19 protein-coding genes and 1 pseudogene are annotated in these 21,961 nt (G+C 37.0%); 14 read left to right on the forward strand and 6 right to left on the reverse strand.

All coding sequences use genetic code 11. From position 1 onward, the window contains the following. The first annotated feature begins 708 nt into the window (after nt 1–708). From IEV18_RS11190 to IEV18_RS11220, 7 genes are all read left to right on the forward strand, one after another. Nucleotides 709–1,677 (forward strand): ABC transporter substrate-binding protein, encoded by a 969-nt coding sequence (locus tag IEV18_RS11190; protein ID WP_229733637.1) that lies wholly within the window; start codon nt 709–711, stop codon nt 1,675–1,677. A 95-nt stretch (nt 1,678–1,772) separates the two neighbouring features. Next, the gene (locus tag IEV18_RS11195; RefSeq protein ID WP_229733640.1) at nt 1,773–3,257 is read left to right on the forward strand and encodes a sugar ABC transporter ATP-binding protein; all 1,485 of its coding nucleotides are present in this window, start codon (nt 1,773–1,775) and stop codon (nt 3,255–3,257) included. Beyond that, a complete protein-coding gene (locus IEV18_RS11200) occupies nt 3,254–4,216 on the forward strand; it encodes an ABC transporter permease (RefSeq protein ID WP_188392470.1) in 963 nt (320 codons plus the stop codon). The genes IEV18_RS11195 and IEV18_RS11200 overlap by 4 nt, the downstream gene beginning before the upstream one ends. Before the next feature lie 49 nt (nt 4,217–4,265). Further along, nucleotides 4,266–5,354 (forward strand): alcohol dehydrogenase catalytic domain-containing protein, encoded by a 1,089-nt coding sequence (locus tag IEV18_RS11205; protein ID WP_188392471.1) that lies wholly within the window; start codon nt 4,266–4,268, stop codon nt 5,352–5,354. 116 nt (nt 5,355–5,470) lie between these two features. Further along, a complete protein-coding gene (locus IEV18_RS11210; protein WP_188392472.1) occupies nt 5,471–6,175 on the forward strand; it encodes an L-ribulose-5-phosphate 4-epimerase in 705 nt (234 codons plus the stop codon). Continuing rightward, nucleotides 6,172–6,978, forward strand: a complete 807-nt coding sequence (locus tag IEV18_RS11215; RefSeq protein WP_188392473.1) for a Cof-type HAD-IIB family hydrolase — start codon at nt 6,172–6,174, stop codon at nt 6,976–6,978. The genes IEV18_RS11210 and IEV18_RS11215 overlap by 4 nt, the downstream gene beginning before the upstream one ends. Next, nucleotides 6,968–8,566, forward strand: a complete 1,599-nt coding sequence (locus tag IEV18_RS11220) for a xylulokinase (protein ID WP_188392474.1) — start codon at nt 6,968–6,970, stop codon at nt 8,564–8,566. The genes IEV18_RS11215 and IEV18_RS11220 overlap by 11 nt, the downstream gene beginning before the upstream one ends. Before the next feature lie 463 nt (nt 8,567–9,029). On the opposite strand, the pseudogene IEV18_RS11225 reads toward IEV18_RS11220, so the two are convergent. Continuing rightward, nucleotides 9,030–9,257 (reverse strand): annotated as a pseudogene (locus tag IEV18_RS11225) (helix-turn-helix domain-containing protein); the annotation flags it as partial. Nucleotides 9,258–9,280: 23 nt separating this feature from the next. Beyond that, complete coding sequence (locus IEV18_RS11230) at nt 9,281–9,460, reverse strand: hypothetical protein (protein ID WP_188392475.1); 180 nt, start codon at nt 9,458–9,460, stop codon at nt 9,281–9,283. A gap of 345 nt (nt 9,461–9,805) precedes the next feature. Between IEV18_RS11230 and IEV18_RS11235 the strand changes: the two genes are divergently transcribed. The 4 genes from IEV18_RS11235 to IEV18_RS11250 all read left to right on the forward strand — a co-directional run bounded on the left by IEV18_RS11235 (nt 9,806) and on the right by IEV18_RS11250 (nt 12,511). Then, nucleotides 9,806–10,183, forward strand: coding sequence for a hypothetical protein (locus IEV18_RS11235; protein ID WP_229733638.1), 378 nt, complete (start codon nt 9,806–9,808; stop codon nt 10,181–10,183). Then, nucleotides 10,184–10,558: a type II toxin-antitoxin system RelE family toxin gene (locus IEV18_RS11240; protein ID WP_188392477.1), complete on the forward strand. Its 375-nt coding sequence runs from the start codon at nt 10,184–10,186 to the stop codon at nt 10,556–10,558. A gap of 51 nt (nt 10,559–10,609) precedes the next feature. Next, a complete protein-coding gene (locus tag IEV18_RS11245) occupies nt 10,610–11,023 on the forward strand; it encodes an amidohydrolase family protein (RefSeq protein WP_229733639.1) in 414 nt (137 codons plus the stop codon). Between the two features lie 888 nt (nt 11,024–11,911). Next, the gene (locus tag IEV18_RS11250; protein ID WP_188392478.1) at nt 11,912–12,511 is read left to right on the forward strand and encodes an RpnC/YadD family protein; all 600 of its coding nucleotides are present in this window, start codon (nt 11,912–11,914) and stop codon (nt 12,509–12,511) included. Between the two features lie 499 nt (nt 12,512–13,010). Here IEV18_RS11250 and IEV18_RS11255 read toward each other — a convergent pair whose 3' ends face one another. Then, nucleotides 13,011–13,862 (reverse strand): MurR/RpiR family transcriptional regulator, encoded by an 852-nt coding sequence (locus IEV18_RS11255; RefSeq protein WP_188392479.1) that lies wholly within the window; start codon nt 13,860–13,862, stop codon nt 13,011–13,013. 152 nt (nt 13,863–14,014) lie between these two features. On the opposite strand from IEV18_RS11255, the gene IEV18_RS11260 reads away from it, so the two are divergent. Together IEV18_RS11260 and IEV18_RS11265 are read left to right on the forward strand one after the other, a co-directional pair. Further along, on the forward strand, nt 14,015–15,358 hold the full coding sequence (locus tag IEV18_RS11260; RefSeq protein ID WP_188392480.1) for a sodium/glutamate symporter: 1,344 nt from the start codon (nt 14,015–14,017) through the stop codon (nt 15,356–15,358). A 2-nt stretch (nt 15,359–15,360) separates the two neighbouring features. Further along, on the forward strand, nt 15,361–16,485 hold the full coding sequence (locus IEV18_RS11265) for a tyramine oxidase subunit B (RefSeq protein WP_188392481.1): 1,125 nt from the start codon (nt 15,361–15,363) through the stop codon (nt 16,483–16,485). Between the two features lie 580 nt (nt 16,486–17,065). Here IEV18_RS11265 and IEV18_RS11270 read toward each other — a convergent pair. From IEV18_RS11270 to IEV18_RS11280, 3 genes are all read right to left on the reverse strand, one after another. Next, nucleotides 17,066–17,842: a PIN domain-containing protein gene (locus tag IEV18_RS11270; RefSeq protein ID WP_188392482.1), complete on the reverse strand. Its 777-nt coding sequence runs from the start codon at nt 17,840–17,842 to the stop codon at nt 17,066–17,068. 416 nt (nt 17,843–18,258) lie between these two features. Further along, nucleotides 18,259–20,292 (reverse strand): methyl-accepting chemotaxis protein, encoded by a 2,034-nt coding sequence (locus IEV18_RS11275; protein ID WP_188392483.1) that lies wholly within the window; start codon nt 20,290–20,292, stop codon nt 18,259–18,261. 90 nt (nt 20,293–20,382) lie between these two features. After that, a complete protein-coding gene (locus IEV18_RS11280) occupies nt 20,383–21,024 on the reverse strand; it encodes a response regulator transcription factor (RefSeq protein WP_188392484.1) in 642 nt (213 codons plus the stop codon). Nucleotides 21,025–21,480: 456 nt separating this feature from the next. On the opposite strand from IEV18_RS11280, the gene IEV18_RS11285 reads away from it, so the two are divergent. Continuing rightward, nucleotides 21,481–21,792, forward strand: coding sequence for a helix-turn-helix domain-containing protein (locus IEV18_RS11285; protein WP_188392485.1), 312 nt, complete (start codon nt 21,481–21,483; stop codon nt 21,790–21,792). Nucleotides 21,793–21,961 lie beyond the last annotated feature (169 nt).

The raw sequence follows: 21,961 nt of genomic DNA on the forward strand, positions 1-21,961 counted from the left end.
AGGCCTCTTTCTAAGTGTATTTGCCCTAGTAAGCATACATTTATGATAGAGTGCCTCTTCCTTTTTGGCTAGGATTTTGTAGAAATATCACCGAGAACTATTTTACACATACCTTAAAAGTACCCAGTTTTTTAAAAACAATTTTTAAAAATTGGCTTGGCTTTTTAGCAAAAATTGGGTGAAAATAATTTATTGAATATACTGTAAATGACTCAACCTTTTTTATTGATTGGAAGAGATTTAATAAAATTTACTCTTCACAGCTGGAAAATTAATAATATTGTTGACTTTGTTTTAGTTTATGTATATAATTTAATTTGCATATAAAACGCTTACAAAATACTTGCGCTCAAGAAGTGGTGCAAGCGTTTTAATTGAATAACAAAATGAATTAAAAAGTTTTATACTCATGGTCGGTATAAAATTTTTGGCTAAGGGTGCCAAGTATATGGAGTTATGTGTGCAATGTGATGCACCACACCATATACCTGGTACCCTTTTGCTTTTTTTGATGTTGTAACTAATATTACATTTCTAACCTTCAAGGAGGTGATGTAAGGATACTGAATGGCGTGTACCACAGGATTGTTTACGAAATACATCGTAAGTCGTTGATAAGCAATACTGGCAATGGTGAAATGCAACCAGAATATACACAGTGACAATTATGTTGCAAAAAAACGGAATAATAAACATAGGGGGATAATTATGAAAAAAAAATCATTCGCCACAATATTGGGTTTGCTTGTACTCATGTTCATCTTTGCAGGGTGCTCAGATTCTGGAGCGAGCAATAATGGAGAAGGATCTGAGGATGGAGAGACAAATGCTTCAGGGAAACAATTGAAGATTGGTATGTCATTCCAGGAAATGAATAATCCATACTTTATTTCAATGAACGAAGCATTTCAAGAAGCAGCAAAATCCGTTGGAGCGGAAACGATTATTGCCGATGCACAACATGATGTAACTAAACAAATTAATGATATTGATGACATGATTCAACAAGGGATTGACATTTTGATTATAAACCCGGCGGACAGTGAAGGGGCACAAGCGGCGGTTCAGGCTGCTCATGATGCTGGTGTTATTGTAGTGGCAGTTGATGCTCAAGCAGAGGGGCCGCTTGATTCATTCGTAGGATCTAAAAACTACGACGCAGGATACTTAGCTGGCCAGCAAATGGCTGAAGATTTAGGTGGCGAAGGTAAAGTAGCCATTTTAGATGGGATTCCGGTAGTACCAATTCTAGAGAGGGTAGAAGGTTTTAAAGACGCAATCTCTGAACATCCGGGTATAGAAATTGTTGATATACAAAATGGCAGACAAGATAGAGCAGAAGCAATGTCTGTAACTGAAAACATGCTGCAAGCAAATTCGGATTTAGATGCTATTTTCAGTGTAAATGATGAGGGTGCATTAGGTTCCCTTGGGGCAGTAGAAGCATCTGGCAAAGATGTTTGGATTTACAGTGTCGATGGTCATCCGGAAGCAGTGGAAGCAATTCTTTCTGATGGTCCATTTAAAGCAACAACAGCACAATTCCCGAGAGACCAAGTAAGGGTCGGGCTTGGAATAGCCCTTGCTAAATATTGGGGTGCTGAAATAGTTCCGGATGAAATTCCTATTGACGTAAAATTACTAAACAAAGAAAACGCGGAAGGTTTTACTTGGTAAGCCAGTATGTGAGCGTTGTAAAGTACTTCTTTATGACGCTCCTATTCTCTATTAGTTAGAAGGGGAAGTTGATATAAGTGGACAACATTCTAGTGATGAAAAATATTACCAAATCGTTCCCTGGAGTAACTGCGCTAAAGGGTGTCAGTTTTAATATTAGACGCGGAGAAGTTCACGCAATAGTTGGTGAAAATGGCGCAGGTAAATCTACGTTAATGAAAATATTATCGGGAGTATACCAACCAACGAGTGGAGAATTTTTTCTAGATGGAAGAAAGGTTTCCTTTAAGGATCCAAAGGAAGCGCAATTGTCGGGGATAAGCATCATTCACCAAGAATTTAGTTTGATTCCATATTTAAATAGTGTCGAGAATATTTATTTAGGAAGAGAAATCAGAAAAGCAAATGGCCTATTAGATAAAAAGAAGATGAGAGAAAAAGCAGAAGAAACGCTTAAAAGACTGAATGCAGATTTTGATTTAAATAAACCTATAGCACATTTAAGTGTTGCCAACCAACAGTTTATCGAAATAGCTAAAGCCATATCAATCGATACAAAAGTTTTAATTTTTGATGAACCAACAGCAAGTCTAACTGGAAATGAAATCAACAATTTATTTAAGCTGATAGAAACTTTAAAAGCGGATGGTGTCACTATTATCTATATATCGCATCATTTAGATGAAATTATACATATATGCGATCGATTAACTGTTCTAAGGGATGGAGAGTATGTTGACACAAAGGATGTCGCTAAGTGTACAAAACAGGAAATCGTAAAAATGATGGTCGGCAGAGAGATTATTAATGTGTTTCCAGAACGTCCTTCTCATCATCAATTTCGAAATGAAATCCGCTTACAGGTAAAAAAAATTACGAATAGTAACGTATCGGATATCAGTTTTGATTTGAAAAAAGGTGAAATATTAGGTGTTGCAGGCTTAGTGGGATCCGGCAGAACAGAAATGGTGCGTGCATTAGTTGGTGCGGATCCTGCAGAAGAAAAAGAGGTATATATAAATGGTGAAAAAGCAACGATTAAAAATCCTACTGATGCTCTATCACATGGGATATGCCTAATTCCTGAAAGCAGAAAAACGCAAGGGCTCATATTAGATATGAGTATAAAAAAGAATATTAGTTTACCGATACTAAACGAGCTATCAAACAGATTAAAAATTATTAACAGAAAAAGAGAAAATAACATTGTAAATAAATCTATTAAAGATTTATTGATTAAGACACCGAGCAGTATGCAAAAAGCAAAAAATTTAAGTGGCGGAAATCAGCAAAAAGTAGTATTGGCTAAGTGGATAAACACGGATTCAAATATATTAATTTTCGATGAGCCGACCCGCGGAATTGATATTGGGGCAAAAGAAGAAATTTATAGACTGATGAGAGACTTAGCAGATGATGGTATTTCTATCATAATGATTTCCTCAGAGTTGCCGGAGGTCTTAGGTATGAGTGACCGAGTGTTAGTTATGTACAAAGGAAGAGTCCAAGCAATGTTAGACGGGAAAGAGGCGACCCAAGAAAAAGTGATGCATTATGCAACAGGTGGTGTAAATCAATGAATGGTTTAACTATGAAGCGGAATTATAAAGAGATGTTTAAAACTCCGGAAATGCTTACGTTAATTGGGTTCTTCGTTTTATGCATTATCTTTAGTGTAGTTAGCGAAGAGTTTCTGTCACTTACTAATGTTTCCAATATTATAAGACAAGTATCGATCAATGGAATACTAGCAGTTGGAATGACATTTGTTATTTTAACTGGCGGAATCGACCTGTCCGTAGGATCTGTAATGGCTCTAACTGGAACGATTATGGCGGGTATGATGATTAATGTTGGTTTACCCCCGTTTGCAGCAGTTCTTGTTGGAATCATTTTAGGAGCAGTCATCGGTTATATTAATGGTGCCTTCACCGCATATGCAAGGATACCGGCAATTATTGTTACTTTAGCAATGATGGAGATAGCGAGGGGGGCTGCTTTACTATATACAGGCGGCTATCCTTTGTCAGGGTTACCGGCTTCTTATTCTTTTATTGGACAAGGTTATCTCTTTGGAGTAATTCCGATGCCAGCGGTAATTATGATTATTGTATTTGTCGTCGCATATATCATATTAAATCATTTGCCATTAGGAAGATATATATATGCAATTGGCGGAAATGAAGAAGCTGTCCGATTGTCTGGTATCAAAGTAAAAAGAATAAAAGCATCCGTTTATTTAATTAGCGGAATAACAGCGGGGATTGCCGGTGCCATCATGAGTTCAAGACTTTCTTCAGGCCAACCGATGGCAGGTGAAGGATACGAACTAGATGCAATAGCGGCCGTGGTTTTAGGTGGTACGAGTATTGCTGGTGGTCGAGGCCACATTTTTGGCACTTTGCTGGGAGCGCTTCTGTTAGGTGTTCTAAGCAATGGTTTAAACTTATTGGGTGTCTCTCCCTACGTTCAGAGAGTTCTAAAAGGGGCGATCATCATTGGAGCTATTTATTACAGCAGTATAAGGCAAAAGGATTAATAGTTTTTATGAATTATTCACGAATATTAAAATGAAGGAGATGTCTCTTATGTCAAATTTACCTGAAACAATGACAGCGGTTGTAGCCTATGGACCGAAAGATTACCGTGTTGAAGAAGTTCCTGTACCTAAGCCTGGAAAAGAAGAAGTCATTATTAAGGTAGAGGCTTGTGGAATTTGCGGAAGTGACTTAAAAGCGTACCATGGTGCAGACATGTACTGGGCTGGAGAAAACCCATGGATGAAAGCACCTGTTATCCCAGGGCATGAATTTTATGGTACAGTCGTTGAATTAGGCGAGGGAGCAGCAGAAAAGCATGGAATTAAAATTGGTGACCGCGTGACAACAGATCAAATTAACCCTTGCGGAAAATGCAGGTTTTGTACAACAGGCAAATATTGGATGTGTCAGGTTCATAATATGTATGGTTTCCAGAAAGAAATAGCGGAAGGCGCTATGGCGGAATATATGCGATTTAGCAGCAACTCAAAAATCTACAAAATTCCTGATGGTGTTACCTCGGACGAAGCAAGTTTAATAGAACCGATGGCTTGTGCAATTCATGCAGTTCAAAGAGCAACGATTGAATTTGAAGATACAGTCGTTTTGGCTGGTGCAGGCACATTAGGACTTTGTATGGTTCAACTTATCAAACTGAAAACGCCGAAAAAATTAATCGTACTAGATCCAAACGAGTTCAGGTTAGAAAAGGCAAAACAGCTTGGGGCTGATCTTGTCATCAACCCGGTTAAAGAAGATGCTCAAAAGATTGTAAAGGAACTAACTGATGGTTACGGCTGCGATGTTTATATAGAAGCGACCGGTTCGCCAATTGGAGTTACACAAGGTCTTGAAATGGTCAGAAGGCTTGGCAGATTTGTTCAGTTCAGTGTATTTGGGGAAGAAACAACAACGGATTGGAGCGTCATAGGGGATAAAAAAGAATTAGATTTAAGAGGCTCACACTTAGGACCTTATACTTACCCAATTGCTATCGATCTTTTTCAACGGAACTTATTAACAGCGGATGGAATTGTCACACACACTTTTAGTTTAAAAGATTTTCCTGAAGCATTAGCAATGGCTAAACATCCAAGTGCGATTAAAGTGTTATTAAAACCTGAACAAAAAGGATAATGTCAGTTTTATCAAAAATCGAGGCTCAGAAGGAATTTTTCTGGGTCTCTTCTCAGGGAAAACAGGAATGTAAATGATATTGCACATTTAAAATTTGGCCAAAGGTAGTGACAGGTATGTTAGAAGATTTGAAGAAACAAGTTTTAGAAGCCAATTTAGAACTCCCAAAAAGAAATTTAGTTATCTATACTTGGGGAAATGTTAGTGCTATTGATCGAAAAACTGGACTCGTTGTAATTAAACCTAGTGGTGTTCCTTATGAAGATTTAAAGCTGGAGGACTTTCCTGTCTTAGATTTAGAAGGTAATAAAATCGAAGGAAAATTGAATCCATCATCGGATACTTTAACGCATTTAGAACTATACAAAGCTTTCCCAGGAATCGGAGGAATAGTTCATACTCATTCGCCATGGTGCACAATCTGGGCGCAGGCCGGGAAGCCAATACCAGTTCTGGGTACTACCCACGCTGATTATTTTTATGGAGAAATTCCTGTTACTCGTAAATTGACCGCTCAGGAAATTGTAAATGAATATGAAAAAAACACAGGGAATGTAATAGTTGAAACGTTTAAGAACTTAGATCCCAACAATGTTCCTGGTGTCCTAGTTTCGGGTCATGGTCCGTTTAATTGGGGAGAGAATGCTCATCAAGCTGTAGAAAATGCTGTAATTATGGAAACCGTTGCAAGAATGGCTTATTACACACAAACGCTATCACGTGAAGCAAATCCGCTTGATTCCCACTTGCTAGATAAACATTTTTTAAGAAAACATGGTGCTAATGCTTATTATGGTCAAAATACGAAGGAGCAAAAATGAAATATAAACTAGTCGTACTTGACTTGGATGGCACTTTGCTAAATGATGAACACGAAGTTTCCCGGGAAAATAGGACAACTATCTCTTGCTTGAAGAAGCAAGGGGTTCAATTCATGTTAGCGAGTGGAAGACCTTATAAATCTATTGTTCCTTATGCAATGGACCTTGGTCTTGATTTGCCGATTATCTCTGCAAACGGGTCAATCGTTAAATCTCCGAAAGACAATGACGTGTATGTTTCTTCAAGTTTACCGAAAGAATTGGCAAAAGAAATAATAGATTTTGCGAAGGAGCAAATGTTTTCTATTAGTTTATATTTAGAAAATAATATCCTCACCTTTAATGATGATTTGATAAATTTACATCGTGACTTGGAAAAATTGGAAGCTAGGAAAATTACTCGTTTTTTATTTGAACAGCCCATTTTTAAAATTCTTTTAGTTCATCATCCTAAAAAGATTAAGGAGACATTACATTGGTTGGGAACAAAGTATAAAAATAAATTGTATATTACCAGCTCGGAGCAGAATTTTATAGAAGTAATGAACATCAATGCTTCTAAAGGTATTGCGTTAAAGCATCTGATGAAAAAAATGGGGTTACCATCACAAGAGGCAATAGTTTTTGGCAATAACTTCAATGATGTAAGTATGTTTGAAATTGCTGGGTTATCCGTCGCGATGTTAAATTCGCCGTATAAAGTTCGAAATATTGCTGATATTGTGACTAAGTCGAATGTAGAGGACGGAGTAGCATATGCATTAAAGAAAATCTTTCTAGGAGGTTTTAGTATTGAAGGTTGATCCGGTAAGGGACATACAACTGGGGCAAGCAGTACTTGGTATAGAGCTTGGTTCGACCAGAATCAAATCAGTACTTATCGGTAGAGATCATGTAGTGATAGCATCTGGCAGCTATGATTGGAAAAGTAGTTATACAAATAAAATTTGGACGTATCGTATAGATGATATTTGGCTAGGCTTGCAAGAAAGCTATAAAAAGATGGCTCTAGATGTAGAACAGAAATATGGAATAACTTTAAAAAAGATCGGAGCTATTGGCGTTAGTGCCATGATGCATGGATACATGGTTTTTGATGAAAACGATGAGTTGCTTGTTCCTTTTCGTACTTGGCAAAATAATATAACAGCAGAAGCTGCAGGGAAACTTACACAACTATTTAACTATAACATTCCGCAAAGATGGAGTATTGCTCATTTGTATCAATGCATACTGAATGAGGAGGAGCATGTTAAAAACATTCGATATATGACAACTCTCGCAGGCTATATTCATTGGAAACTTACAGGCAGAAAAGTTATTGGAATTGGCGATGCATCTGGTATGTTTCCCGTTGACTTGGAGACAAAGGATTTTAATCAAGGGCTGATGGAGAGATTTAACGATTTAATTCGTGTGAATAATTTTCCATGGAAACTGGAAGAAATTTTGCCAAATGTAATGATTGCTGGTGAAGAAGCGGGTGTTCTTACCGAAGAAGGAGCAAGATTACTAGATGTTTCTGGTAATTTAATTTCCGGTATACCTATGTGTCCTCCTGAGGGGGATGCTGGAACTGGTATGGTTGCAACGAATAGTGTATCGAAACGAACAGGCAATGTTTCTGCGGGAACGTCCATATTTGCCATGATTGTGTTGGAAAAAGAGCTATCTAAAGTATATACTGAGATAGATCTTGTCACTACTCCTGCTGGGGAGTTAGTAGCTATGGCGCATTCCAATAACTGTACATCGGATCTAAATGGTTGGGTCAGTTTATTTGAGGAGTTTAGTAAACTTATGGGACTGACTACGAATAGAAGTACAGTATTTGAAGTTCTCCTTAATCATTCTTTAGAGGCAGATCCAGATGGTGGCGGTCTTTTAACTTATGGTTACCTTTCAGGTGAACATATGACTCATTTTAAAGAAGGACGTCCGCTCTTTGTACGTTCATCAAACAGCAATTTTAACTTGGCAAATTTTATGCGAGTTCATTTGCTGGCAGCGTTTAGCGCAATGAAAATTGGTACAGATATTTTACTTAAGGAAGAAAGAGTAAAATTGGATAAAATTCTTGGTCATGGCGGATTGTTTAAAACAAAAGGTGTCGGACAGGCCATTTTAGCCGCTGCATTAAATACTCCTGTAACAGTCATGGAAACTGCTGGAGAAGGCGGGGCCTGGGGCATTGCTCTACTTGCATCGTTCATGATGAATAAAGAAGATAATGAAACGTTGGAGAATTATTTAAAGCGAGCAGTATTTGATAGCTTTGAAGGCACAACTTTGCAGCCTAATCCTAGGGATGTTGAAGGATTTGAGAAGTTTATAGAGCGTTATAAGAGAGGTCTGCCAATAGAAAAAGCGGCCGTCGATCATTTTGAATAATACAATAAATAATCATAAACTATAGAACCCTGAATAAGGTCAGTCGTCCTTATTTGGGGTATTTTTTCCCGACTTTGACAGTAAAAAAGATATAAACTCCTTGAAAACAGCGTCAGGTCAACACTTTCAAGGAGTTAAATATTTTTTGAAATGTAGATATGCATAAAACTATTTACAATAAGGTTTTTTTAGATTATTATAAAATTAGTTCTTGAAATTTACTATACTAAATTTTTATAAAAAAATCAATGCATATCTACTTGCATATATACATAACAAAAATGATAATACAGGCTGAAAACATTGTTAAATCAACGTTTTCAGCCTTTTGTTTTTTTTGTAACTGTCAAAGTCGGGAGTCGTCCTTATTTGGGGTATTTTTTTGAATCAAAGTGGAGTCTGATTTCCCTAAACACGTGCGAAAAGAAATGATTCTCTAACACGGATGTTCTATATGGAGAAATTTTCCTGCAAGGTTGTGTTTTTTTAATAAACGGTTTATAGTAGAATATGATATTTGTTTTTTGGTAATTTCTCCTTGTTGGATGAGTTGTTCATAGAAAACACTCACCGGCATATGGAGAAATTTTTTTCTTATGGCTAAAATATGATCTTGATCATCTGGCGATAATCTTCTTGAGTTTCCTCGATCTGCACGCTTCTTTGGTTTTAATGCCTCAAATCCATTTCTACGATAATTAAGCAGCCATTCTTTTATCGTTTAAATTCTGCTTCGTCCGTTATGGCATAACGCCAATAATAGCCATGTCTGTGCAGGTTTCCTGAAGTAATAAAATGACAATTAGGACATTTATCAAAAATAGGGAAGTTATTCATTTTTCCCCTATTTGCATATTCCTCAAGGCTGATACGAAAATCATGTAAAATAATCACAAAAAATCTCCCCTGTTCCAATATGCCAAAAAATTAGCGCATTTTATCGGCAGAGTACATATCTAAAACTGGAACAATTTGGAAATTCTATAACAATTTTAGAGGATATAATATGGAAATTTACAATAAAAGCTGTGATTCCTTTTTCATTTGTGTTCAACACGATGGAAAAACGGGTTCATCTAAATGAATCGTATCGCAAGAATAAATGTGATTAGTTATGTGTGACAAAATGTGTATCAAAATGTGTTGTAAAAGTTACATTATTTTGTATAATAAGTATAAGAATAAGGAACGCAAGCATATAATAGAAAGAAAGGACTGGGGAAAGTGGGTGTACATTTATTGCCTAGAAAAAAGCGTTCAACGGTGAGTACGGACACGTTAGATTTTTTACGTAAAAATGTTTATAATGTTACCGATATAACTCGTCAGAAAAAACTGTCAGAGATATTGGATTTATATTCAGGTAAAGTAACGGATGAAGTTTTTGTTGTACAAAATGGAAAGAAAAGGAATGCACAAGCGGTTATTGTTGACCTTGAATATTTTAAGGAGCTACTATCTATTAAAGAAGAAGTAGAACAGGCATTTGATCAAGTTTTATTTGAGGAAGCAAGTAAACGTGTAAACCATGAGGCTAATCTAGGATTATCAGAAGTATTTGATGAAGAGGACATAGATGTCGATTCCCTGTTAGAACAATTAGAAGAAGAGGAATAAATGAAAACATTAGAAGACCTGCAAAAAATTATCATTGAAAAATATGGGGTTGAACTAAAATTTACTGAGGAAGTAAAAAAGGATTTAAAAGCAGTTAATAAAGGGAAGCGACAATCAATATTATTAGAAATTTTGCGCCGTGCTAAAAATGGTCCTCTTTTTAAGCCTGATGGTGTAGCTGAATCTCTCCATGGCAGTTTAACAGGTTTTGCAAAAATTAAATCTAAATCATTAAATGTTCGAATTATTTATCGTCCAGTTAATGATGTACCAATCCGTATGGAGATTATCGCAATAGGCCCTCGTGACAAAAGGAAGGCATACAAATTAGCGATGGAACGATTAGATAGATTTTTTGCAGAAATGGACGATTAAAATTACTCTCTAGAGGATGACTTTACGAATATTCCAAACGCCTCGCCGGGGGTGCAGGACCGGCTGGCGATTTTATGGACCTATGGCGTCTTTCGCGGAAAGATTTCCCGGCAGCGTTTAGTAGATTTATTTGCAACGACCCCAGCCAAAATTAACGGCCTCGACCATCGCAAAGGACATATCGGCGTCGGATATGATGCGGACATCGTGTTATATGACCCAAAACCAACATCGATCATTTCCAATAAAAACAGCCTGCATGGTGTTGATTTCAATATTTATGAAGGCATGGTCCAGGAAGGAAAGGTCGACAAAGTGTTCCTAAGAGGCAAATTAATGGTCGATAACGGAGAATTCATCGGCAAAATGGGCGACGGAGAGTTTATCCCTGCATATGCCTTTGGATTGTGTTATCAGGATAGGAAAGAAGAGCAGGGGTGGGGGTTTAACGGTTTGCAAGAATGAGATGTAGGGTTTGACAAGTAGGAGTATGCGTTACTGCTTTGAGCTGATTGGCGAGCATAGTCAGAATCAATCATTAAGGTAATGAAATGCAGGGTCTAGGTAAACGTTCCATGCTTGGGGGGTGAGCTGGCCATTGCTTTGCGTGGAGCGGCGGGCATGGTAGGCTGTTTGACTTGCGAAGTTCCTTGTCTTGCCCCTATTGAGAGCCATCATGCCCGGAGAGGCTCCATTAGAGAGAGGCTCTATCATAGGCCCTATCAGAGAAAGATTCCATTATAGAGAGCTCCGTCATAGGCGGGCTCCATTCGAGAGGGGTTCCGCTCTTACATTGGAGGGCTTTTTGTAAATCGATAAAAGGGATGAAACTTTATACAGGAGATTGCATCTTCCTATTTGCCATTTCATACCATTTTATTGGCCAAAAACAGGTTCAAGGAAGAGTAAAGCTAACAAAGGATGACGCTGGTTCATCTTTTGTTGGTTTTTGCAGAATAGGGTATTTTGTAAATTGGATATTAACAGAACTAAAGTCCGCTAGCATAGGACAAGGGTTTTCGAAGTGCTCATAGCCGGGTTCTAAAGTCACTTTTAGCGGGAAAGTAGCCTCCGAAGTGCTCATAGGCCGCTTCTAAAGCCACTTTTAGCGGGAAAATAGCTTCCAAAGTGCTCATAAGAGGTTTCTAAAGTCCGTTAGAACGAGAGAAGTGCATTCTAAGTGTTTATAGACGTTTTCTATAATCCAATTGGAAAAGCAGCATCGAACGGCTCATAGACAGTTCTATGACCCGCCTCAACGGGGGAAGAATTTCAACGGCCGATTGTACATCCATAAAACAGAACACTTGTTCTTGCGTGCTGTTTTTAGTATAATTTTCATAGATTTACTCCTTGAATTTTTTCCTCAATAAATTTCTTAGGAGGATTCTGCTTGTTTCTATCTTCAGCTACGATGAAACCCGCACGGAACAAAACCAGTTCATCATCGAAATTCCCTTCTATCACGTTCTTACCTTTAACATTCTTATGCTTGAGTTAAAGAAGAAAAACTGGAGAAAGTTTATCGAGTCCGATAATCCCGTTGCCGCAGCGTTAATGAGCAAGATGGGGTATTCGGAAAAAGAGAAGGTGGAAGTAAAGAAGGAATTTTTGAAAATGCTCGTGCGGATGGAATTGAATCCGGCCCAGTCGAGGTTTATAAACGCCTTTTTTGAGACATATTTAATATTAAATGAAAAGGAGGAGGAAAGATTGATGGAGGAAATTAAACAGTTGGATAATGCGGAGGAGATAATGAACTTGCCGAATTCCTGGGAAGAGAGGGGATATAAGAGGGGGATTGAGCAAGGAATAGAACAAGGAATGCAAAAGGGTGTGCGGAAAGTAATCGAAAATATGCTGAAAAAAGATTTTTCGATGGAGGTTATTGCAGAAGTAACCGGTGCATCTATCGGCGAGATTGAAAAACTGAAGAGAAAAATGGTGCTTTAATTTATTTAATCTGTGACGTGACTCCGTTTGCCCTTAAATTTTCAAGCGGAACTTTTTTATAGACTTCGTATATGAGAAAATTTTTTACATTCAGGTATTTTGAACCGATAATGTCAGCATATCCTGTTCCTATCCACGTTGAACTGAATTATGTGGATGGGAATTTGGGGGAGTTGGCAATTTTTGTGGAATCTTTCAGTGTGCCACAACTTGTTTTCTAAGTATTAATCCGCATCACCTCTAGTTTTTACAAAGGGGACGATTTTAAAATCCATTGCAACCAGAGGTGGGGGATGGTGTCAAACACCAATTCCAATTAGCTTTTATATTTATGCTATCACTATGCTTCTATCAAATGTAATTTCAATCGGTAGTATGTGTCGAATAGGATGTTTCTGTCTGAATGCACACACACAGAGAAGGGCTGCCACCGAAATGGTAAAGGACAGCCGATTAGTAGATTATGGTATGATGGTTAAAAGTCTGCTTGTTTTAAAACTCAGATTGTTGTAAGGTTATTTTCCCGATGCATTTTATTCAATTCTGAGATTTTCGGAATGGAATCAGGTTGTTTCTTTCCAAGATCGATAATAAGGGATTCAATTAAAGCAATCGTCGGAATGATGCTGTACCTATTTTTGCTTTGTCCGGCAATTAAGTGGGCATCACTATGCTGGATAATCGGACAAGTCTCAATATCTGTGATTAATGCAATAGAAACATTTTTTTTATTTCGGCAATATTTAATAAAATCAATCGTTTGCTTTGCATAAGGAGATAATGCAATTACAACTATTGTATCATTCTTATCAAAGTTCAGAGATTCGTCGTATAAGAAATCTGGACTCCAGCTCAATTGCACTACATTATCCAGTATTCCACGCAGCATCATGTCAAAATATAAAGCAATAGATTTGGAAGTCCTTAAGCCTAAGAAATATACTTTGTTTGAATGGAGCAATAGGTCAATAAATTTTTCGTATTCTTTCGTATCTAATTTTCTTAGCATCGTTTCAATATCTTGTATACTGCTATTTCCCACTTTTACCAAAGAGTTCTCCGCATCATCCATTTCCTCGAGAGATTTCTGTAAGTGCCACCATGTATTCTTTCGCTCATGGAACAGTTGTTTTATTAAGTCCTTTTTAAAATCAGGATATTTTTTGTACCCGACCTTCTCAATAAATCTTAGAATCGTTGTTGTACCTACTTTGCTATTTTCGGACAGTTCATTAATGGTCATCGTAGAAACGTCATCAATATTTTCGATAACATATTTACATAGTTTTTGTTGTTGCCGTGGCAAATGATATTGGATTTCGATTAACTTCTCCTTTACATTTGTTTTCACAGTAACCCCCCCTTTGTCATCTATTATATACAAATATTCCTTCATACAAATATAACTTAATAGGAAAAATATTTCCTTTTTTCTAAAAAACGGTTTATTTTTTCCTAAAAGGGTGATATAGTAAAAATAAAAAAATGAAAGGGGTTACATGTATGGAGTTTAGCGTTTGGGATATTTTGACGGATTTCGGCATTATTTCGATGCTATTGCTGGTAGGAATGTTCCTGAGGGCAAAAGTGGGGATTTTTCAAAGATCCTTTATGCCGGCTAGCATTATTGCCGGAATCCTCGGGCTGATCCTAGGAAAAAATGGATTCGATATACTGCCATTTTCTGATTTTATTGGCAGTTATCCATCCATTTTAATTGCAGTCGTATTTGCTGCCCTGCCTTTATCCACTCCAAAATTTAAATGGTCAGAAATGTTTGATAAGGTAGGAAGGCTATGGTCCTATTCACAAATTATTATGCTCCTTATGTGGGGCGGGGGCTTATTATTTGCACTCATCTTATTGGTACCGTTATTTGATGTTCATAATGGCTTTGGCCTATTGCTGGCTGCTGGTTTTGTCGGTGGTCACGGAACAGCAGCAGCGATTGGAGATGCTTTTCAAAGTCAGGGATGGGAAGAAGCAACTTCTTTAGCGATGACATCAGCAACGATAGGAGCCATAATAGCGATTGGGATGGGATTGGTGCTAATTCGATCCAATGCCAATAAAGGCAATACAAATTTTATTAGCAGTTTCGATAAATTACCAGAGGAACTAAAATCTGGCCTGCTACCGAAAAATAAGCGGAATTCATTGGGGGAAAATACCGTTTCTAGTATTTTAATTGATTCTTTGGCTTTTCATTTAATGTTGGTTCTATTTGCTACTATGGTTGGCTACTATTTAAGTCAATTTGGAGAATCACTCTATGCAAATCTTTCTATTCCTGCCTTTTCTCTGGCCTTTTTAATAGGGTTAATTTTGAAAAAAATATTGCAATGGGCAAAGGCAGACGAGTATATCGATAATAATATAATGAATAGTATCGGAGGTGGGGCTACGGATTACCTCGTTGCGTTCGGGATTGCATCCATTAATTTAACCGTTGTTGTTGATAATATCGTACCTTTTAGTATCTTGATTGTCTTTGGGATTCTATTTAGCTATTTCTTTTACCGTGTCGTATCGCAAAACTATTTTCAGGAAAACTGGTTTGAAAAAGGAATCTTTACCTTTGGCTGGATTACCGGTGCTGTAGCAACAGCAATTGCGCTTTTGAGAATTGTTGATCCGAAACTGGAAAGCAGAACATTGGATGAATTTGGCCTGGCTTATATACCGATAGCACCTGTAGAAATAGCAATTATAACGTTCTCGCCATTATTTATATTAAACGGCCAACATTGGCTTTTTACGTTAATCACGATTGGAGCTAGTGCAATTATAATTCTAATTTCCTATCAAAGAAAATGGTTCACATTCCATAAGAAGGAGAGAGCATAATAATGGGGAAAAAGGTAGAGTTTTTATATTTAAATGAAGAGGAAATGATCGAAGCTGGCGTATTGAACATGGAAGAATGTATCCAAACGATTGACGAAATGTTTCATTTAATCGGCAAGGGCGACTATATCATGGGAGGACCAAATCGAAATGATCATGGATTAATGCTGTGGTTTAATAAGGAAGAACCATTTGAAAATATGCCGAAAGCAGGTCCGGATAGAAGGTTTATGTCTCTTATTTCCTATCTTGGAGGAGAATTCGATGTTGTCGGCAACAAATGGTATGGTTCCAATATTGAAAATCTGAAGAAAGGGCTGCCGCGGTCTATTCATACTTTTACCTTAAATGATAAAGATACTGGTGCCCCGCTTGCAATTATGGCAGGAAATTTAATCAGTTCCATGAGAACAGGTGCCGTACCCGGGGTCTTCTCAAAATACCTTGCGAAAAAAGATGCAAAGGTTGTCGGGGCAGTTGGCGGTGGCGCAATTAACCAATCTTGTGTTCAAGCTATTGTTACAGCTGTTGATAGCATAGAAAAGGTCGTTTTATTTGATATTGATTTGGAGAAAGGAAAGAAAATTGCAAAGAAATTAGAAAATGTGATTCACAAACCCGTAGAAGTTGTCGATAATATGGATCAATGTATCCAACAATCAGACATTGTAACAGTTGCAACCTCTGGAAAAACAAAACCTATGATTAAAGGGGAAACCATTAAGCCAGGGTCACTCATTATTCTGACAGGTTCAGCAGACTTAACAAAAGAGGTTTACTCCGATTCTAGAATAGTGGCAGATTTATGGTCCATGCATGAAAAATGGTTGGAAGATGGCTTGGCACATCCCGATGGTATTTCCAGCATACGTGATTGGACGATGTCAGGGCAGTTATTAGAATTAATCCATAATGGGGAGTATGATGGCTCTACGATTGATGATATCGGGGACATTATTACAGGAAAGAAACCGGGACGTCAATCGGAAGATGAAGTGATTATCTGTATGACCGGTGGATTACCTACGGAAGATGTTGCTTGGGCTTATCGAGTCTATCAAAATGCACTGAAGAAAAATATTGGTACCATTCTTCCTTTATGGCAAAGTTCCTACTTAACGAAGTAGGACTAAAAAACCTTAGACCCGATATGCTACTGCAGGAATGGTGATGATGACGGCTTGTAAAGTGGCCCCCTTCGTCAAGATAACTTTTTCATATATTTAAGGTGCATCGAGTTTTGCTCCTTCCCATCTTGCCAACCAAGCCATTTTTGTGGCAGGTTCTGTCAAGGGCGTTTTCTCCCTTGACAGATTCCGGCGCATGAAAGATGGGAAGGGCAAAGATGAACCTGTTAAAAAAAGCACGAGCTACATTTTGAATGAGTGCTAATATTTAGAAAGCAATAAAAGGGTATGTGTTCCTTAAAAATTTTGTTCCGTTTAGATACAAACTAAATTATTGTGTAATAGCTCTCCTTTTTGTGGTGAAAAGATTTAAAAGAGGGATGTCGTGGAATGTAATAGAACTGTTTTTTGGACAGCTGCATCTTAAAAAATATGACATTTGAATTTACTGGAAAAGATACCGTCAAGCTATATCACCTTTATATAATTGTGTAAAAAACTTGTTTTCTTAAATCATCCCACTATACGAATAAGGATGCCAAACTTTTATTCATTCTATTTAATATTCTGTATAAGGTGATTAAGATGTCTTAGTAACATTCAGATCACCTAATACAGGAATAGAAAGAGAACGGGCTATGATTCTGGCTCCCTTGTCATGGGATGCAAAAACTAATTTAATCCCATGTTTTAATTCTTCGTTTATGCTTAATACAATTCTCTGATCGTTGGAACTGCCGTGCTTAATGTTCTTCGTCCAATATAATCGATTATGTTTTTGAAACTCCTCAATTACGTCGAATGCGTTTTGGGCACGTTTAATTGTTTGTCCATCAGATGCTGTTTTTAATTTCTCCAATTCTTGAAAGGTAATTGGGGATACATATAGTTTTGTGCTGTATCTCTGTAAAATATGAAGGAGCAGCTCGTCAAATAACATCAAGAAATTTGTATCAACTGCAATATCATATTGTTTATGAATGTACTCCATTAATTGTTTCTTGTATTGTTTTTCCTGCATCTTTATATTTTTTAATTTTCTTAATCTCTTTTCATGTCTATGAAAATTAATCGTTTTTATATTGGCAGTCAGAAGGATTGCTGTAATAATATGTAAAACCATTCCTACAAAAGGAATAAAGCCAAATATGGACGTTACGATCCCCAATTTGTTTCCTGACGGTACTGGAATGTGCTGTTTTCTAGCTAAAACGATATTAGTAATATGCAGGATTAACATAAAAATAAGAGGTATCCAAGCCGTGGTTGTAACAGCGACCCATCCAAAAAAAGGAATACCTAAGATCAATTCAAAAACTATGGCTAGAATTAAAGTTAATTTCAACAGTTTCAACATGTCACTTCCCTCTTAATTGTTCGCTATTCATCCAAAAGACTCTTATTCCAAAATTATTATAATCCTATTTTACTAAAAATTAAAACTATGAATATTTTAATAGACGTGGCTGTTTTGCCGTACTTAGTTTTTCACGTTCCACTTATAAACAAAAATTCATTTTTTCAGAAAAACCCCATTCCTAGATAAAAAAGCGTGATAAACGCCCCTTCATTGCCGAAATAAACATTTATGCGGAAAACAGCAGGAAGTGTCCTTCACCGTTTTTCTGAGGGGGGTGCAGTGCCTTAAATAAATGCTAACTGGATTTTGGAAGAGGGCTATGGACAACAAAAGCCCAAGAATGATGCTTTCGCAAGGATCACGCTTGGGCTTTGTTGCTATCTTTTTGTATGTGAACGGTCACGATTACCAAACTAAAGCTTAAATTGACGAATTGCCTCGTTTAATTCTTCTGCCAGTTGTACTAATTGAGCAGAACTGACGGTAACTTCTTCCATGGAGCCAGATATTTGCTGTGATGAAGCAGAGGTCTGCTCTATTCCGGCGGAAGCCTCTTCGGAAACGGCTGCGACTTCTTGAATCGCATTGTTCATTTCTTTACTATTTGAAGCGATATTTGCTATCCGTGAAGTGATTTGTTGTATATTTTGCACCATTTCTTCTACCGATTGATTAATTTCATCAAATGTTTCTTGTGTTTCTTTAATTTGAACCGTTCCTTTCTGCACTTCTTCATATCCATCTTCTAAAGATTTGACGACATTTAGTGTACCTCCCTGGATACGGCCCACCAAATCATTTATTTCGGATACGGATTGAGCAGATTGCTCCGCAAGCTTTCTTATTTCTTCTGCAACGACAGCGAAGCCCTTCCCATACTCTCCTGCCCGTGCTGCTTCAATGGAAGCGTTCAAGGAAAGCAGATTTGTTTGGTCGGCAACATCTTTTATGACGGTGACCATTTTTGTAATACTTTGGGAATAGCTGTCCAATTCCTTTACTTTGTTCACAGCTTTTTTCACCGTATCATCAATGTTATTCATCTGTTCGCGTGAATGATTCATTAATTGACTGCCGCGATTGGAAAGCCCGATTACCTCTTCCGACGTATGCTCCATTTCTTCTCCGCTCTCGTTTACTAACGATAAATCTGTCGTTAATGCATTCATTCGGGCGGATAAATCACTTGCGCTATTTGCCTGTGTTTCAGAACCGGAGGCCAATTCTTGCATTGTCGTTGCAATTTGTTCACTACCTGATTTCACTTCATTTGCGGAATGGGTTAATTCCTCACTGTGGCTGACGATATGATTCGAAGCAGCGGAAATCTGATATACTAATTCTTTTAGATTATTTTGCATTTGATTAATCGCTTTTGCCATTTCACCAATTTCATCTTTTGATTGAATGGTCAGTGACTCCGCGCTAAGGTTGCCATCACCGATCACTTTCATCCGCTCCATTATTGTACGAATTGGTTTTGTAATACTTTTTGCCAGCATTAAAGAGGAAACTAATGCAATGACTGTTACAATAAAGAAACTAATTAAAATTGGAGCGATCACAGAGCGGCCTTTTTCTTGAAGCTCTTTAACCGGAATGAACCCTCCGATAATCCAGTCTGTTGTTGCATTTTTGACAAAACCGATAATCTGCTCTTCTCCGTCCATTTCCGTTCTTACAATTCCTTGGTCACCACTGTCTAATATATGTTGGAAATAACTTTGTCCTGATGCATCTTTTCCAATATATTCATCGTTTGGATGGGTCATATATTTGCCGGTTTGATCGTATAAAACAGCAAAACCAGTTTCGCCAATTTCGATATTGTTTACCAGTTCTATGAGAGTCGTTAAAGATACGTCTATGGAGGTAACCCCAACTAGTCTGTCTCCATCATAATATGCTTTGGAAGCTGTGATCACCGTCTCGCCAGTGGCAGCGTCGGTGTAGGGTTCGGTCCAAACCGTTTCCCCATTTGCTTCTGCTGCGTTTATATACCATTCCCTCTCTTTAATATGATAATCTTCACCAAAGTTTGCCACAGGATAAATAATCATATCGTCCGTTTCTGCAATACCAGTATATATATTGGCTATGTATTCATTTGTTGCTTGTGTTTCTTCAAAATATGTTAGGATATCTCGATAATTTTCCCGTTTATATTTTACTAGAAGATCATTTGTTATTAGGCGATTGAGGGTGCTTTCAATGTTAGAAAAGAACATTTCGAATGTGTTATCGATGGATTCCATCTGACTTTCGACATTATTTGTCAGTTCCGTAGTCGTATTTTTAACACTGTAATAATAGCTGATGAACGAAACAGCACCACCTGCAAAAATAATTAATAACAAGATGGGAAATAATATTTTATTTTGCAGTGATTTAGAGAAAAAATGAAAGATGTTTGTTGCACTTCTTTTCTTACTAGTCTCGTTTTTCAATCTGCTTTACTCCTTTATGTTGTTTTCTACAATCTTAAATCACTATTTTTGATATATGAACCGTTGAATAAGTTGGGACAGTATGACGGTTTATACATCAATCCAATTATTTTTAATCGCTTTGACAACTGCACTTGTTCTATCTTTAACACGTAATTTATTTAGTATGGAGGAAACGTGATTATTAACCGTCTTATTAGATATTTGGAGTCGCTCGGCAATTTCCTCATTTTTGCATCCGCTGCCCATTTTCTCTAAAACCTCCCATTCCCTGGACGTTAATAAGCCAGTTGGTCTTGTACTATTTCTATTTATTGCATTTAAATATTCTTCCAAAATAATAGATGAAAAATACGGGTGAATATATTTGTCATTATTCAAAATCATTTTAAGGGCGGTACTCAATTCCTCCAGCTCCATCTGATAATAAAAGTATCCATCAACATTTAATTTCATATAGTTGATCAAGCTATTTCTGCTGATCTTTGAATTTGCCCAAACAGCTATTTTTACTTTTGAATCTTTTACTTTGTTTACAATACGATAAACGTCAACTTCTGGTGCGATTTCAATAATTAATAAGTCTGAGTTATAAAATGGTTTCTTCGCAAATATATTTCGTCCATGGTAATGATAGAGCTCAAAAATGTGTTCGCTCATTGACTCTTTCAGAACATTAATGACACCGCTAATATATAGATTTTTGCTTTTTACAATACTAATATGAGCCATTCGCTTGCACCTCCCATCCTGTTATAATCTAAATTAGCAGCACGAATACTGTAATACAGCGTAGTGACAGGGTGTTCCATGCAGGGATATTTTGTCCTTTTTTAGTTCGACAATTATCGACATCATCTCACATAAAAACAACCCTACGTATGTACATCATTTCAGCAAATGGTAGGGTTAATTTCCTATTTTTATATATTTTTGAAGAAAGATATGTGAAATTATTTATAGGTTTGAATCATATTAGGGATTTATATTTAATACATAAGTCGCATTTTTTATTTATAATAGTTAATTATACCCCCCTCAAGAAGTCCTTATCAGTAAAATTTACCTGCTTATTACAACAAGTTCTATTTTATTACTAATACTTATTTTTGTAAAGGTGTTTATAACTATATATTATAAAGTCATCTTGTATCAACCAAAATAATACAATTAGGGGTGCAAAAAAAAATGAGTTCTTTAAAAATCGGCAAGAAGCTTCAACTGTTAAGAAAATCAATGAATTATACAACTACCGAATTAGCTGAAAAGGTGAATGTTTCCCAAGCGTATATTAGTCAAATTGAAAATGATAAAGCCGTTCCGAATATAGATATGCTGGACCGCTTATTAAAGGCGTTAGAAACGGATATGGCTACATTTTTTTCCCATGGACGACCGAATGATCCTGATGATCTTGTTATTCTGTTTGAAAATTTGCGAAAGTTACATCCCGACGTGAGATATAAAATTATTGAGCTGCTGGAAGTAATTAACAAATAGAAGAAGCGGGTATTGCTGGTAGTGACAGGATGGACTTTTGAGGGCTATTAATTTGGTTAATGCTAAGGTGCCTTATGTATGTAATGTTTTAATTAAACATTGACAAAATTGTTGGAGTTGCAAGCATTAAAACTAAAAAGTAACCACGTTTACTTGAAAAGGCAGGCTT

The organism is Compostibacillus humi (assembly GCF_014637175.1).
Taxonomy (GTDB): domain Bacteria; phylum Bacillota; class Bacilli; order Bacillales; family Amphibacillaceae; genus Oceanobacillus; species Oceanobacillus humi.